15 protein-coding genes are annotated in these 13,456 nt (G+C 60.7%); 6 read left to right on the top strand and 9 right to left on the bottom strand.

Going from position 1 to position 13,456, the window contains the following annotated elements; translation table 11 throughout:
• The first annotated feature begins 44 nt into the window (after positions 1-44).
• Positions 45-1,046 carry a GlxA family transcriptional regulator gene (locus tag LVD10_RS02710; protein WP_232942896.1) on the top strand — a complete coding sequence of 334 codons (1,002 nt, stop codon included), beginning with the start codon at positions 45-47 and terminating at the stop codon, positions 1,044-1,046.
• A gap of 70 nt (positions 1,047-1,116) precedes the next feature.
• Here LVD10_RS02710 and LVD10_RS02715 read toward each other — a convergent pair whose 3' ends face one another.
• Positions 1,117-1,752: a class I SAM-dependent methyltransferase gene (locus tag LVD10_RS02715; RefSeq protein ID WP_237061723.1), complete on the bottom strand. Its 636-nt coding sequence runs from the start codon at positions 1,750-1,752 to the stop codon at positions 1,117-1,119.
• Between the two features lie 11 nt (positions 1,753-1,763).
• The gene (locus tag LVD10_RS02720; RefSeq protein ID WP_232942898.1) at positions 1,764-2,240 is read right to left on the bottom strand and encodes an Hsp20 family protein; all 477 of its coding nucleotides are present in this window, start codon (positions 2,238-2,240) and stop codon (positions 1,764-1,766) included.
• Between the two features lie 145 nt (positions 2,241-2,385).
• Here LVD10_RS02720 and thpR point away from each other — a divergent pair, with 145 nt between their 5' ends.
• Positions 2,386-3,015, top strand: coding sequence for an RNA 2',3'-cyclic phosphodiesterase (gene thpR, locus LVD10_RS02725; RefSeq protein WP_237061724.1), 630 nt, complete (start codon positions 2,386-2,388; stop codon positions 3,013-3,015).
• An 80-nt stretch (positions 3,016-3,095) separates the two neighbouring features.
• On the opposite strand, the gene LVD10_RS02730 is transcribed toward thpR, so the two are convergent.
• On the bottom strand, positions 3,096-4,109 hold the full coding sequence (locus tag LVD10_RS02730; protein ID WP_232942900.1) for a coiled-coil domain-containing protein: 1,014 nt from the start codon (positions 4,107-4,109) through the stop codon (positions 3,096-3,098).
• Between the two features lie 553 nt (positions 4,110-4,662).
• Here LVD10_RS02730 and hpf point away from each other — a divergent pair.
• On the top strand, positions 4,663-5,001 hold the full coding sequence (hpf, locus tag LVD10_RS02735; RefSeq protein WP_232942901.1) for a ribosome hibernation-promoting factor, HPF/YfiA family: 339 nt from the start codon (positions 4,663-4,665) through the stop codon (positions 4,999-5,001).
• Positions 5,002-5,289: 288 nt separating this feature from the next.
• Here hpf and gorA read toward each other — a convergent pair whose 3' ends face one another.
• On the bottom strand, positions 5,290-6,645 hold the full coding sequence (gene gorA / locus LVD10_RS02740) for a glutathione-disulfide reductase (protein ID WP_232942902.1): 1,356 nt from the start codon (positions 6,643-6,645) through the stop codon (positions 5,290-5,292).
• Positions 6,646-6,860: 215 nt separating this feature from the next.
• Here gorA and LVD10_RS02745 point away from each other — a divergent pair, with 215 nt between their 5' ends.
• Entirely contained in the window at positions 6,861-7,361 is a 501-nt protein-coding gene (locus tag LVD10_RS02745; protein ID WP_237061727.1) for a hypothetical protein, read from the top strand.
• Between the two features lie 18 nt (positions 7,362-7,379).
• Here LVD10_RS02745 and LVD10_RS02750 read toward each other — a convergent pair whose 3' ends face one another.
• From LVD10_RS02750 to LVD10_RS02770, 5 genes are all read right to left on the bottom strand, one after another.
• Positions 7,380-7,931 carry a hypothetical protein gene (locus tag LVD10_RS02750; RefSeq protein ID WP_232942904.1) on the bottom strand — a complete coding sequence of 184 codons (552 nt, stop codon included), beginning with the start codon at positions 7,929-7,931 and terminating at the stop codon, positions 7,380-7,382.
• 24 nt (positions 7,932-7,955) lie between these two features.
• Positions 7,956-9,089 (bottom strand): TIGR01620 family protein, encoded by a 1,134-nt coding sequence (locus LVD10_RS02755; RefSeq protein WP_232942905.1) that lies wholly within the window; start codon positions 9,087-9,089, stop codon positions 7,956-7,958.
• Entirely contained in the window at positions 9,089-10,516 is a 1,428-nt protein-coding gene (locus LVD10_RS02760; protein WP_237061729.1) for a YcjX family protein, read from the bottom strand. The genes LVD10_RS02755 and LVD10_RS02760 overlap by 1 nt, the downstream gene beginning before the upstream one ends.
• A 212-nt stretch (positions 10,517-10,728) precedes the next feature.
• A complete protein-coding gene (locus tag LVD10_RS02765) occupies positions 10,729-11,529 on the bottom strand; it encodes a GIN domain-containing protein (protein WP_237061731.1) in 801 nt (266 codons plus the stop codon).
• 104 nt (positions 11,530-11,633) lie between these two features.
• Entirely contained in the window at positions 11,634-12,059 is a 426-nt protein-coding gene (locus LVD10_RS02770; RefSeq protein WP_232942908.1) for an HIT family protein, read from the bottom strand.
• Positions 12,060-12,441: 382 nt separating this feature from the next.
• Between LVD10_RS02770 and LVD10_RS02775 the strand changes: the two genes are divergently transcribed.
• Both LVD10_RS02775 and LVD10_RS02780 read left to right on the top strand, forming a co-directional pair.
• Positions 12,442-12,801, top strand: coding sequence for a globin family protein (locus tag LVD10_RS02775; RefSeq protein WP_237061733.1), 360 nt, complete (start codon positions 12,442-12,444; stop codon positions 12,799-12,801).
• A 152-nt stretch (positions 12,802-12,953) separates the two neighbouring features.
• Positions 12,954-13,418 carry an FKBP-type peptidyl-prolyl cis-trans isomerase gene (locus tag LVD10_RS02780; RefSeq protein WP_232942910.1) on the top strand — a complete coding sequence of 155 codons (465 nt, stop codon included), beginning with the start codon at positions 12,954-12,956 and terminating at the stop codon, positions 13,416-13,418.
• The last annotated feature ends 38 nt before the right edge of the window (positions 13,419-13,456 follow it).

The following is a 13,456-nucleotide window of genomic DNA, read 5'->3' on the forward strand; positions in this document are numbered from 1 at the left end:
GGCCTGCTTTTCCTTGTTTCAGGTATCCAGAGTTCAGAGAAGTAATGCGAACCGTCACCTTTGTACTGATCGACCAGATGCTGGCAACCGGAACCGTGTTGCCACTGGAAATGCTTCGCGGCGCCCAGAGCCGCGCCCGCGCCGAGGGACTGGACGGCGGGGACGGTGACAGCGGGATGCGTATCCTCACCGTAAGCCTCGACGGCAAACCGGTGAAAACCCGCTCCGGCTTCCCGCTGGCCCCCGATGCGGCGCTGGCGGATGCCCCCGACAGCGATATCATCTACCTGCCAGCACTGTGGCGCAATCCGCGACCGGCCCTGCGCCGCTCCGGGGCACTGCTGGAGTGGCTGGAGAAACAGGCCGCCGGCGGTGCCGCAATCAGCGCCGTGGGCACCGGCGTATGCTTCCTGGCGGAAGCGGGTCTACTGGACGGAAAACCGGCAACCACGCACTGGCATTACTTTGAGCGCTTTGCCAGTGACTACCCCCAGGTGAAACTCAAGCGGCAGTACTTCATCACCCAGGCGGAAAAGCTTTTTTGCGCAGCCAGCGTCAATGCGCTGGCCGATGTAACCGTCCACCTGATCCGCCAGCTCTACGGCTCGTCCGTGGCCAGTCATGTGGAGCGTAACTTTTCCCACGAAATCCGCCGGCCGTTCGAGGAGATCGCCTACTCCGAGGGTTCGGTGCACCTGCACCCGGACGAGGAAATTGTACAGGCACAGACGTGGCTCAAGGAACACTGCAGCGAAGAGGTACGCCTGAGCGAAGTGGCGGAACACTTTGACATGAGCGTGCGCTCCTTCAACCGACGCTTCAAGCTGGCCACCGGGCAGACCCCACTCCAGTACCTGCAGAATGTCAGAGTCGATATGGCGCGGGAATTACTGCAGTCGAGCAACCTGTCGGTCAACGAGATTGCAGAGAAGGTGGGCTACCAGGACATGGGCCACTTTACTGCGCTGTTTAAGAAGTTTCTCGCCACTACACCCAGCGAGTACCGCACTACGGTCCGCGCGAAACTGTTTCGGGTCAACACGTAGGGCAACCCTGTGCCCGGGCACGGCGGGTGATGCAGCACAGCTGCCGCCTGCTGCGGCCGCGGCTGTGTCTCTATTTACGCAGGAACACCACATCCCGGTCAGCCAGCCGCATGCGGGCCCCCAGGCGATCCGCCAGCCATGCAAATGTCCTTTCACTGAAAAAACAGATATGGGTCGGATCGCGGATATAGTGCCAGCTGGCAAAACGCTCTGGTGATATCACCAGCTTGGTCATCAGGGCGAGAAGCCCACCGGGATTGAGTCGCGACCAGAGCAACTCCAGTATTTCGCCCGGCGCGGAAAGATGCTCAACAACCTCTGTGGCCACGATAAAGTCGAAGCTTTCTTCCAGCACACTGGTATCGGGGGCATAGAATGCATCGTAAATGGAGACCGAGTGTCCCGCTTCGGAGAGCATCTTCGCCAACAGCGGAGCCGGCCCGCAACCAAAATCCAACCCACGGGATGCCGCAGGCAAGGCTTCCAGCAGGGGGACAGCACAACGGGACAGGAACCGGCGGTAGCCCGGATCTTCCAGAGAGTTTTCGTGAAGGTCGTAGTAGGCACGCTCCTGCGCGGCCCCGAGATGAAATTCCGCAGGCACAAATACCAGTGCGCACTCCGCGCACTGGTAGTAAGGTCGATACTTATCCGTGTGGTAGGGCTGTGCGGCGCTGTGGCCGCACAGTGGACAGTCCTGGTTCAACTGGAAAAGTGTCAGGCAGCCTGCTCTTCACCGGTGGTATTCCGGTCTGACTGCAGCAACCGGCCTTCTCCGATCTCGATCGAACGGGGCTTCATTGCCTCGGGAATTTCCCGCACCAGCTCGATATGCAACAGGCCATTGGAAAGGTTCGCGTCCACCACCTTCACATGATCGGCCAACTGGAAGCGCCGCTCGAAGTCCCTCGCCGCGATACCGCGGTGCAGGAATTTACGCCCATCAGCCGATTCATCAGACTGCTTGCCGCTTACGGTGAGGCGATTCTGCTCCACCTGGATATCCAGTTCTGACTTGTCAAACCCGGCAACCGCCATGCTTATCCGGTAGCTGTCCTCGCCGGTAAGCTCAATATTGTAGGGCGGGTATGCGGGCTGGTTCTGCTCGCTCGCAGTCATTGTATCCAACAGGTTGGCCATGCGATCAAAGCCAATAGCGGAACGGTAAAGCGGGGAAAAATCAAAATTACGCATTGTCATATCCTCAATTCAGAGCAATATTCACGATATGCCCGTCCGAAGACCGGGCGCTGCGGGAGAGCCTCATTCGAGCACCCTGCCCGTACAACTGATATAGGGGCATGCGTAAGCTTTTCAAGACTGGAAAACAGGGATTTTTATGTCGAAACGGAAAGGGGAGAAGAACGCGCCCGGGCAGCCAGGGAGCGACTCGGTTCGCCTGTTTATCGGCATCCAACCCGACCGCGCCACCCAGCACTTCCTGGATGGACTGGTTGGTCACGCACGGCGCCTGCTGCCCCCCGGAAGGGATAAAACCCGCTGGACCAGTGCCAGCAACCGCCACCTGACACTGGCATTCCTGGGCGAGACCTCTCCCGAGCTGGTTCCCGCCATCGAGAGGGGCCTGGTAGAGATCGCCGACAACGCCACCGCCTGCTCGGCCAGGGTCGTGTCCCTGGGCCCCTTCCCACGCCCACGGGCCGGCCTGCTGGCCGCGGAAATGATCAGCAACCCGGGCCTGGACCGGCTGCACAACGGCTGCCGGGAGTTAATGCGCGATCTTGGCATGAAACCCGAAAGCGCCGCTTTCCGCCCCCACTTTACACTGGGGCGTAACCGCCGGGGATTCGGCCGCTTTCCCGCCGAGCAGCTGGACTTCGTGGTGCAGCTGGACAACCTGGTGCTATATCGCAGTGAAATGGCACCCGGTGGAAGCCAGTACACGCCGCTGTTCGAGGCCTTACTGGAAGTGCGAGCGACTCCGGGCGACGATGCCACCCGCAACTGACAACCATAAAAAAAGCCCGCTGAAAGCGGGCTTCTTTACAAGACGGCCTGGGTGAATTCCCCGGCCGGCACCTGCAGCAATCAATCCAGGTAAGACAGCGCGTATTCGGGATACATGATTAACCGCGGCCGCGACAGGCGGCGTGCATCGAGGATAAACACGTAGTTTTTGCCCGCATCCTCTGCCGGGATGGTCCGCCGGAACTTGAGGGTACTGAAACCACTTACCTCATAGGTCTGCAGCCCGGCCTCTACCGGGGCCACGACGCGATACTGGTTATGGCCCAGAAACTCAAAATCATGGGGATCTCCCCGGGATGACTCCAGTGTGAGGGATTTGAAGGTGTGCGTACCCTGCCCCTCGCCTTTCTCTGCCATCAACTCTTTCAGGCGTGCCTGTTCCCGCTTTACGTAAGCCAGGAGCTCCTCATCGATTTCATCCAGCGCCTCGCCCTGGGCTGCCGCGGAAGAACCTGTATCCTGCGCCTCGGCCGCCTTTGCCATGGACGGCTCCGGCAGTTCCGGTTTTTTTACCGGGGGCTGGCTTTTCGCGAGCTTCTCTGCGCGGCGAGCCGATTCAGCTTTTTGCAGCATTGCTGCAACCAGTCCATCCACCTTGCTCTTCTGGGCGGCGATTCGATCACGGCTGCGGGCAATCGCCTGCTGGACGCTCTGCTCCTCTGCCTTGAGCTCCTCGTAATTGGACTGGATGATCTCCACCCTCCGGGAACGACTGTCCACGCCACGCTGCGCCATCTTGAAGGCATGCTTCGCCTTGCGCAGCTGGCGCTCGGAGTTGGTGTCGGCGTTGCGCTTGTGCTCGCGCTCTGCACGGGTCAACTCGATACGACTCTGTTCATAGTTTTCGCGCGCCTCTTCCAGGGAGTCACGTGCCTCACCGAGCTTGTAGTCGTAGGCGAGGAGCTCATTCTCGAAGTCCTCGGCTTCCACCATGCGGTTTTCCAGCGACTGCTCCATCCGCGCAAGACGGTTCTTCTCCGCGTTCAGGGTCGCCTGGGTCTGGGCAACAGCCGTCGCTCCCCAACCCAATGCAACCGCCAGCCCAACCCACTTGCAGTACCTCGCTACCACCATAATCAAGAACCTGTTACCTATTTTGCTCTCGTTTTACGCACCCTGCCCCGCCCGGGCCCCCGAAGGGAAAGCAGCTGCAATAACCAGGCCAGCTGCTGGAAGGCAAGTGCGTCACGGATAATCGCTTTATTTGTTCCCCAAATTGCCGAGCGCCCACGCCGGGCACTGGGCTCTCATTCTACGCAGCGCCCGCCGGCACTGCAACGACTGGCGGCTTGCAGTCGGTCACTAAACACTCACCTCGCGACGGAACTTTTCGCTGCCCGGGGGCACCATTTCGGGTCACATTTTTGTGACATTTTTACCGTCGCAACGCTTGATTTTTTTCTTGGCGGGAGCATTATGGGTAACAGGGAGCAAAAAGCTGATCTCGATGAGATTGGAGCCCGGACGTAAAACACCTTGAGCCGCACGGCGGCAAAATAATCGTTGCGAATCCGTTGGCCTCCGGTCCCGAAGCTCTCAGCTACTCCCTAAAAGGGCGCCCTTCCTTTTATCCGGCAAACCGCACAAGCGGCCTGCATGGTTTTCCTATAACCGGAGGTAAGTGCCCATGAAAATTGCGCCGAACGATAACATCGTGTTCCGCGATATCGACAAGTCCCCTGCTCTCGCAGATACGGTATCGAAAAAACTGCATAAACTGGAACGTTATTGCGGCGACATCATCCAGAGTCGTGTCGTGCTCGAAGCCCCCCACCAACACAAGAACAAAGGCCGGCAATACCGCGCCTCGGTCGAACTGGCCGTCAGCGGTACTCCCGTGACCATCAGCAACGAAAGCGAATCCATACATCGGGCAATCAAAACCGCTTTCGAATCTGCCGAACGCTGCCTGAAGGAGCGCAGTAACCGGCGTATTGCCCAGCGGCACCAGGGAGTGGCAGGCTAGCAAGTGACGAGCTAGTCACCGCCTTCGCACCCTTGCCCGAGTTCCGGGCAGGCATTGCCAACCGGGGCTGGCAGGATCGCCGGCCCCGACACCCAAACCCGCGTCAGCCGATCAATAAGCCTGCTTTGCCGAGTGACCTTCGGGAACCCGGCCTACCCTTTCCCCGCCTCAATGACTCCAGCTGCAGGTGCACAGCACCGGGCAGAATAGGCAGTTCAGCTTTCCCATTCCCCTTCAGGTTTCCTCCCCGCCAGACCTCGCTATCCAGCCGGCAGGGAGTGCACTGGATCAGGTAGACGGCGTCCGCATGGTGACAAACTCCTCTGCTGCGGTGGGATGAATACCGATGGTCTGGTCGAAGGTCGCCTTGGTAGCCCCGGCCTTCAGGGCCACCGCAATGCCCTGGATGATCTCACCCGCATCCGGGCCGACCATGTGGGCACCCAGAACCCGGTCGGTGCTCGAATCCACAACCAACTTCATCAGGGTTCTCTCATCCCGGCCACTGACCGTGTGACGCATGGGTCTGAACTCCGACTTGAATATGGTTACCTGCAGACCGGAGTCACGGGCTTCCTCTTCCGACAGGCCCACCGTACCGATATTCGGCTGGCAAAAAACCGCCGTGGGGATATTGTTGTAATCGATCTCTGCCGTTTCACCAGTCTGGAAGTGTTTCACCAGGGCCATTGCCTCGGCCAGGGCTACCGGAGTCAACTGGGGCTCTCCAGTCACGTCTCCAAGGGCATATACCGAGCGCACATTGGTGCAAAAATTATCATCCACGGAAATCGTGCCATCGCGGTGCATGACCACTCCCAGTTCACCGAGCCCCAGTTCCGCGGTATTCGGCCGGCGGCCGGTAGCAAAGAGCACCGCATCCACATTCAGCGGCGCACCGTCACCGGAGTGCACCAGCAGGCTGCCATCGTCCTGTTTTTCGATAGACGTGACCTGGTGATTAAAATGCAGGCGAACACCTTTCTTGCCAATCTCACCGCGGGCAAACTCGCGAATCTCGCGATCAAAGCCCCGCAGGAACAGCTCGCGACGGTAAGAGAGATGCGTCTCCGCACCCAGCCCGGCAAAAATACCGGCAAACTCCACCGCAATATAACCACCGCCAACCACCAGGATGCGCTGGGGAAATGACTGCAGGGAGAAGATCTCATTCGAGGTGATGGCGTATTCCCGACCCGGAATCTCCGGCACGAAGGGCCAGCTGCCGGTTGCCACCAGGATGCGTTCCGCACTGAACTCCTGGTCGCCCACCGCCACCGTGTGTGGCCCGGTCAACCGTGCACGGGCATCAAAGGTCTGCACACCGGAGTTCGCCAGCAGGTTGCGGTAGATACCATTCAGGCGGCCAATTTCCGCCGCATTGTTATCCCGCAGCGTGGCCCAGTCGAATGAGGGCTTCCCGGGTTGCCAGCCGAAGCCAACCGAATCCTCAAAATCCTCGCTGAAGGCGCTGGCGTAGACGAACAGCTTCTTCGGCACACAGCCAACATTCACACAGGTTCCACCCATGTAGCGATCCTCTGCCACCGCCACCCGCATACCTGCCGTAGCCGCCATCCGGGAGGCTCGCACACCACCCGATCCGGCGCCGATGACAAAAAGATCAAAATCATATTCCGACAAAATAAACTCCTGTTACTCCTGAGCCTGGACGCGCGGCCCACCCAGTACGTCCACAAACCGCAAGGCTACCGGGATTACCACTCAACGCCAAAACGAACCAAATTGACTTTTGTTTCTTAATAGCCGTTGACTTTAGCCTCGCTATTCGATACTTATGAGATGTTTATCACAAAAAGAAGCCTGTTAACGACTAGAACAAACTATAGGCAGACAAAATGGACGCTTTATCCTCAAGACCACTGCGGGTTTTCTGGTTTCTCTGCCTGCTACTGTTTACCAGTGCAGCGAGTGCCAAGGAGCACCCCTCTTACCTCACGCCACAATACTGCGATGGCCTGGTGCAACAATTTGTTGACTCGGGTATGCGCAGCCTGGGCAAGTATGTCAATGACCACTTCGACCCAAAGTATCGCGGTGGCATTCGCAATACCATCCACTTTCTCAAGCAACGGTCCAGCTGGATCTCTGAGTGCGACGCCTACCTGCAGGATACCGCCAACGGCAGTGCCTTCTACAACCGCGCGCTCACCAACAACATCCTCAGCGCAATCGATGCACTCGCCCGGGAGCTGCAGCTCGTGCGTGATGGGGTCGAATACTCCGACGAAAATGGCGTGAACAATCCTACGCCCTTTATCAAGGAACGTTACGAGCAACTCGCAGAATACGTCGATGAACACCACACTCGCTTCCTGATGAAGAAGCAATTCCAGTAAGCGACTGCACCCTCCAGGTTACCGGCCATCTGCGCGATGGCCGGGCTCCTCGCCGAGGTACGCCGCCAGTGCCGAGAGCTGCTGACCCAGCACCTGGTCCACGGGAGCGGCAACACGGTCCAGCTGGGCGCTTGCCGCACCCCAGACCCGGTACTCCCAGGTCAGCGTGGCGCCACTGCCCCGGGGCACTATGCGCCAACGCATAAGGCCGCTCACCGGCATGGTCTGCAGCGGGCCCAGCTCCCCCCGCAACCGCACCTCGCGCTCCGGTACGGCATAGATCACCCGCAGGTGCTCGGCCGAAGCCCCACCCCAGCGCTCGCAGAAGCAACCGCCAGCGGCCAGGTCAAAGGAGAAGTTGCCCGCATCCCCGGAATAACTGTGATCACCGCTCCACCACTTCGGCAATGCCGCAAGCCCGGCGAAAACCACATCACTCGATACGCCCAGTTCGACTTCATGGCGAATAACAAATTCGTCACTTTCGCTGTGCAGCACCGCGGCGGTCGGGGCAGCTGAGGCAAATGCCAGCGCCCAGGCAGCCGCTCCATTGCGCAGTCTACTTGGCATTCCCTTGGCTCCTGTTCTTCCCGCTCATCTTTTCAGGTTGTCCCGCGCGCGCAGTTCAGCCTCTCCCAGCTGACGCTGCAGATCATTGGCGCCCGACGCACCGGCCCCCAATACACGCTCTTTGAGGCTGGCGGCAATACGGCGTGTCAGTGCGCCTAGGCGCGGCCGCTGCTTGTCGGAAAACGGGACGGGGCGGCAGGCCTGCAAGGTCGCAAGTCCGATCCTGCCCATAAAGAGGCTCGCCCCCATCCCCTGCCCCAGGCGCGCAGAGACGCTGCTGAGCATGCTGTCGCCAACCAGCTCCGGCCACAGTTCGCTTACCGCGTACTCGCTGGCGCCGCTATAGGCCACCAGTGCCAGCACCTTTTTGAACAGTCGCCAGCGGATGACCATGGAGGGCCGCACTCCGTAGATCTGTGCCACATCGTCGATCATTCGCAGCGACTGTCGCAGGGCCACCAATACATCGAGGGTGGCAAACGGACTCAACCCCACCAGGGCGCCGGTACTGGTGGCGTGGCGGACGATCCTCCGCAGGGCCTCCTGGTCCAGCGCCTGAAGGAAAGTGACCTCCAGGTGCTGCAGCAACTCACTGCTGTCATAGTAGTCCGGCGCCTCGTCCAGCACCCTGGCCAGCAGCACGCCCTGAGGCTTGCCGCCGAAATGCTGCTGGAGCTGGCCACGGAATTTTTCCGCATCCTCGTTACTGCGGCAATCGCGCAGCTCCGCTGCCAGCTCCTGGGTCTCCTGCAGGCGGCGCAGGGGCCTCCCGGCACGGAAGAACTCCCATACGGAAGCAACAATCGTCGCCGCCAGCGATACGATAATGACGCCGGCCAGCACCCCCAGGGTCCAGTGGCGCTCCATCGCCCAGCCAAATAACTGGTGCAGCTCCCAGGCAACTGCCGCTGCGGCAAGGGCCAGCCCCGCAGCCAGTGCCGGCTTCCAGAAGCGCAACCGGAAAAAAGGCACCCTCAACTCGGAAAAAGAAATCCTGTCCGGGAGTGATTCACCGGTGGTAATCGAGCGCGGCAGCTCATCATCTGCATCGCTGATATCCTCAACCCGGGTTGAGGACCGCGAACTCGTCCGCGGCTCGGGCTCGTCCACAGGCTCAATACGGGTCTTGCGGCGGGTCTTGTCCTGCTCACCGTTCATTACAGTCGGTCTCCCAGCAACAGGTTCAATAATGCATCGAGGCGAATATGCGGAATAGTGCCGCCGGAGGCCATTCCAGTCGGTGGCCGCAGTTGCGGCGGTGCGGCTCCGGCATAGTGTTCCCAGTCGTTTACCTCCTCGGGAAGGCGGGCAAGGATCTCTGCATTCTCAAACCCCAGGTGCCGCCCCTGAAGGTCATGCCCGACAAGCATACGGCGGCCATTGCGCTGGCTCTCATTGGAGCAACGCACCGCGGCAATCGCTTCACAGAAAAGGGGCAGGCCCTGGTGCCGGGCCCCGGAGAAAGCCTGCTGCAGTTGCTGCCCCAGCAACTGGCGCAGGGCGTCATGGTCAGCGGCCAGTACCTGGTCCACCTTGGTGGCGGCAAAAACCAGGCGATCCACCCGCGGCCGCCATAACTTGCGCAGCAGGCCTGTACTGCCATAGCGGAAAGTATCGGCGATATGCCCGAACGCGAGGCGCATGTCGTCAAGGGCCTGCTCACCCGCATACAGGGTACCTATCATATCCACCAAGACCAGCTGGCGATCCAGGTGCCGAAACTGCTGCTCGACAAACGGCTGCACCTGCTCTTCCACGTACTGACTGTAATACCGCTCCAGGGTTTTGAAGTTACTGTCATCCGGCAGCGATGACAGGCTCTCCGGCGGGTGGCCGCGGAGATCGAGCATTGGCAACACATTGTGGGACAGCTCATCGGTCAGGGAGCGACCTGGCTGCAGGTAACTGAGGCGGCGTTCACTTCGGCACTCCAGCAGGAACTGCCGGTAGTCCCGCCAGAGGTCCGCAACGCGGGCGGGATCGGCGCGGTCGCGGGGATCCAGCGCTGCCAACTGTGACATCAGGCGCGGCGCCAGCCCCGCACGGGAGTCAGTACCAATCAGGTGGGCCTGGTGACGGCACCAATCCTGGTAGGACATACCCAACAGGGGCAGGTCCATCAGCCACTCGCCCGGGTAATCGCGCAACTCTATCACCAGCGTGCGTGTGGTTTCGCTGCGCAGGCGGCGCCGGTGGCGCAGGTGCACATGCAGCTCCATCGCGGAAACCTCGCGAGTGCTCTCGGGCCAGCGTGGCGGCTGTGACAGCAGCGCATCGAGGCAATGGCGGTAATCAAACACCGGGAGCCCGGAATCCACCGCGGGAAGGATCTCTGCGCCCAGCAGGTCACCGTTGAGCGCAGGCGCAAAGCCCGGCAACTGGGCCCGCTGGGGATGGCTCAGCTGGTAAATCAGGCTGGTCAGGAGGGTGGACTTGCCGGCGCCACTGAGCCCCGTAACGCCCAGGCAGAGACGGCGGTCCAGCAGCCGCTCAGCAGCCCACTGGGACTTCTCCCCGGCCTTCTTCCCCCAGCGGCGGACTTTATCACGCAGCTTTCTGCCTTTTCCTGGCTCCACTTCACTCATGCTACGACCGAGCTCCCTCGCTGTCTCCGCGGCACCAGCGCCCCGGAGAAACTGCTGACCCGGCAAGGATAACAGGTCATGGAAAAACCTGCGTCGCCGCATGAGATCGGCCTGCCGTCATGCTGCAACAATCCATCGTTTTGCCGGCCCCGGATACAAAAAAAGCGCACAGGGCTACTGTGCGCTTGTCTGGGCGGTGACACCCGACGGGATCAGTCCACCAGGGCAATATCCCCGGATCCCATTACCGAGAAGGACTCCTTCGCCGGTCGGCGCAGCACCACGTCACCGGAACCCATAACGGCGCCCTCTGCAGAATCGGACTGAAGGTTGCGCCCCAGGAAATCGCCAGAGCCCATGATGCTGACGGAGAACGAAGCGACCTTGCCGCCCACTACCATATCGCCGGAGCCCTTGATCTCGGCGCCAAAAGAGTCGCCGATAACACTGTCCAGGCGGATATCGCCGGAGCCCTTGATGGACGCCCTGGCCTCTACTGCGAGGACCGTACCCAGGGTCAGGTCGCCGGAGCCGGTAACCGCGGCCTGCAGGGATTCAGCCGCCACCTTGTTGACCCTGAGCGAGCCGGATCCGGTCACCTCCAGGTCGAGGGTCTCGCTCTCCAGCAGTTCCGCCCGGGCATCGCCCGACCCGGTTACTTCCAGCGACTCGAGTCGTGGCAGCACCACCCGGTAATCGACCCCCTCACTGTCACTGACCGTGACCACACCGAAGAAGCGGCGGTGCTTGTCCCGGACCGACAGTTCCAGGGTATCGCCCCGCACTTCGGCCACGGCCAGCTCGACGACTTCCTTCGACCCGGTGGCGATCACCTCGAAAGTGTCCCCCTGGACCACTTCCAGCTGGGAGTTGCCCTTGAGCTCAATGCGGGTAAACCCGTCCAGCGGGAACTGTTTACTCACGTCCTCAGCATGGGAAGCCAGCGAGACGGCCAGCAGCATTACCAGCGCCAGGCCCCCCAGCGGGCGTTTCAGGAAAGATTTTGCGGCCATTTGATCCTCACAGATACTCAGTTGTCCCCTGTTACCCACTTATGACGCAGCAAACACGGGTTGTGGATGCAGCGCTGGCGAGATTTTTCACGCGAACAAGTGACTCAGGAGTCTATCGCGGCTTCGGCGAAGCCCAGCTCGGTCAATGCACTGCGCACCTTCTTAGCTTCCGCTGCCAGTTCCCCAGCCTCGGCTGGCCGTTGCTTGGAGAAGTCAAAGTCGTCCAGGGCCTCAACCGGAACCAGGTGGATATGGGTGTGGGGAACCTCCAGGCCCGCCACCATCACCCCCACCCGGCGGGGCTGGTACACCGACTTGAGGCCCTTGGCCACTCGCTGGGCCACGTGCATCAGGTGCGCGGACAGATCCTCGGGCACATCATCCCAGTGATTGATCTCCTCGACCGGGATGACCAGGCAATGGCCGGGCTTGATCGGGCTGATGGTCATAATGGCTACCGCCCGCTCATCGCGCCAGATGAAATGTCCCGGCAGGTCGCCATTGATAATCTGGGTAAAAATACTCGCCATAAAACTCCCCTTGCCACTTTATGAATACACGCACCACCGCAATGGTATGCGAATGGAACCGCCCTATCAGTCAGGCCTGACAGTCTACCAGCCTTATGGGATTACGCAGCTTGTTTACTGCCCCTCTCGCTAGATGCGGGGCCAGGTGGTTCTGACTTGCCAGTTCGGCGCCTGGCTCCTTGCACAATTTTGTCATCCCGGTGCCGGCGCGGAAAACCCGAAGAACAAGATGACAATCTCGAGGCAGGCCGTTGGCAGCTCCGGGGCGTTCGCGTAGTCTCGCCGCATAAATTGGTTCCGCCGGGCAGGCATCACCCTGGGGACGGGTACCCGCGGGACAACCACAACAGCTATTCCACGACTTCCATACCGGGGGGAACCAATGAGCAATCTGCTGGACCAGATTGGAGGCACCGCTGTACTCCATCGCACCGTCACGGAATTCTACCAGGCACTCGGCCGCCACCTGTCCACCGATGACGCCCGTGATCATTGCAAGCAGCAGGCGCGCCAGGCCCAGTTTATCAGCAATGCCCTAGCCGGCAGTCCCGAGCCCGTTCGGTCGAGCCGCGCCCGCTTTCTCGCTCGCGGGCTCAACGGGCCACTGTTCGAGGCACTGCTGGAATACCTGCAGCCGCGGCTGGTGGAACTCGGCATCCCGCATTCCGTCAGCAGCGACCTGGTGGAGGCAGCCGAGGGCCTCTACGACCACTGCGACGCCCACTTGTCCCTGGCCTGCTGACCCTCCCCCGACCTTCCCCCGGGCAGGCTATGGTTGCGACCGGCCCGGGCGGTCAATACAATACGCCCTTCAAAGCCTTATCTCTCCTTTTTGCATGGCTTCCGCATGCGGTAAGCGCTACTTCATTCACCCACCTTTCTCAGAGACTTTTCATGAAGATTGCCAACCACTCCGTAGTGGAGATGCACTACACCCTGAAAGACGCCGACGGCACCGTTATCGACTCCTCCGAGGGCCGCGAGCCGCTCAAGTTCCTGCAGGGCGTGGGCAACATCATCCCCGGACTGGAAAAAGAGATGCTGGACAAGGCTGCCGGCGACAAATTCACTGCCGTGATCCCGCCCGAAGAGGCCTACGGCCCGCAGAACCCGCAGCTGATCCAGACCCTGCCGCGCAGCGCATTTGGCGGTGTCGACAAGCTGGAAGTGGGCATGGCGTTCCGCGCCCAGAGCACCGAGGGCCAGCCGATCGAAGTCGAAATCATCGAAATCGACGGCGACAACGTCACCATCAATGGCAACCACCCGCTCGCCGGTGTGGAGCTGCACTTCGAGGTTGAAGTGGTTTCCGTACGCGAAGCCACTCCGGAAGAGATCGATCACGGCCACGTGCACTGATCCTTTTCGCGGCGGCCCCCGGGCCGCCGAACTGCCTG

It is taken from the genome of Microbulbifer zhoushanensis (assembly GCF_021729055.1).
GTDB lineage: Bacteria > Pseudomonadota > Gammaproteobacteria > Pseudomonadales > Cellvibrionaceae > Microbulbifer > Microbulbifer zhoushanensis.

Excerpts from the sequence above, each read along its gene's own strand:
- LVD10_RS02780 (WP_232942910.1), top strand. The coding sequence starts at position 12,954 with ATGAAGATTGCCAACCACTCCGTAGTGGAGATGCACTACACCCTGAAA.
- LVD10_RS02745 (WP_237061727.1), top strand. The coding sequence starts at position 6,861 with ATGGACGCTTTATCCTCAAGACCACTGCGGGTTTTCTGGTTTCTCTGC.
- thpR (WP_237061724.1), top strand. The coding sequence starts at position 2,386 with ATGTCGAAACGGAAAGGGGAGAAGAACGCGCCCGGGCAGCCAGGGAGC.
- hpf (WP_232942901.1), top strand. The coding sequence starts at position 4,663 with ATGAAAATTGCGCCGAACGATAACATCGTGTTCCGCGATATCGACAAG.
- LVD10_RS02765 (WP_237061731.1), bottom strand. The coding sequence starts at position 11,529 with ATGGCCGCAAAATCTTTCCTGAAACGCCCGCTGGGGGGCCTGGCGCTG.
- LVD10_RS02720 (WP_232942898.1), bottom strand. The coding sequence starts at position 2,240 with ATGCGTAATTTTGATTTTTCCCCGCTTTACCGTTCCGCTATTGGCTTT.
- LVD10_RS02730 (WP_232942900.1), bottom strand. The coding sequence starts at position 4,109 with ATGGTGGTAGCGAGGTACTGCAAGTGGGTTGGGCTGGCGGTTGCATTG.
- LVD10_RS02750 (WP_232942904.1), bottom strand. The coding sequence starts at position 7,931 with ATGCCAAGTAGACTGCGCAATGGAGCGGCTGCCTGGGCGCTGGCATTT.
- LVD10_RS02755 (WP_232942905.1), bottom strand. The coding sequence starts at position 9,089 with ATGAACGGTGAGCAGGACAAGACCCGCCGCAAGACCCGTATTGAGCCT.
- LVD10_RS02775 (WP_237061733.1), top strand. The coding sequence starts at position 12,442 with ATGAGCAATCTGCTGGACCAGATTGGAGGCACCGCTGTACTCCATCGC.
- LVD10_RS02710 (WP_232942896.1), top strand. The coding sequence starts at position 45 with ATGCGAACCGTCACCTTTGTACTGATCGACCAGATGCTGGCAACCGGA.
- LVD10_RS02770 (WP_232942908.1), bottom strand. The coding sequence starts at position 12,059 with ATGGCGAGTATTTTTACCCAGATTATCAATGGCGACCTGCCGGGACAT.
- LVD10_RS02760 (WP_237061729.1), bottom strand. The coding sequence starts at position 10,516 with ATGAGTGAAGTGGAGCCAGGAAAAGGCAGAAAGCTGCGTGATAAAGTC.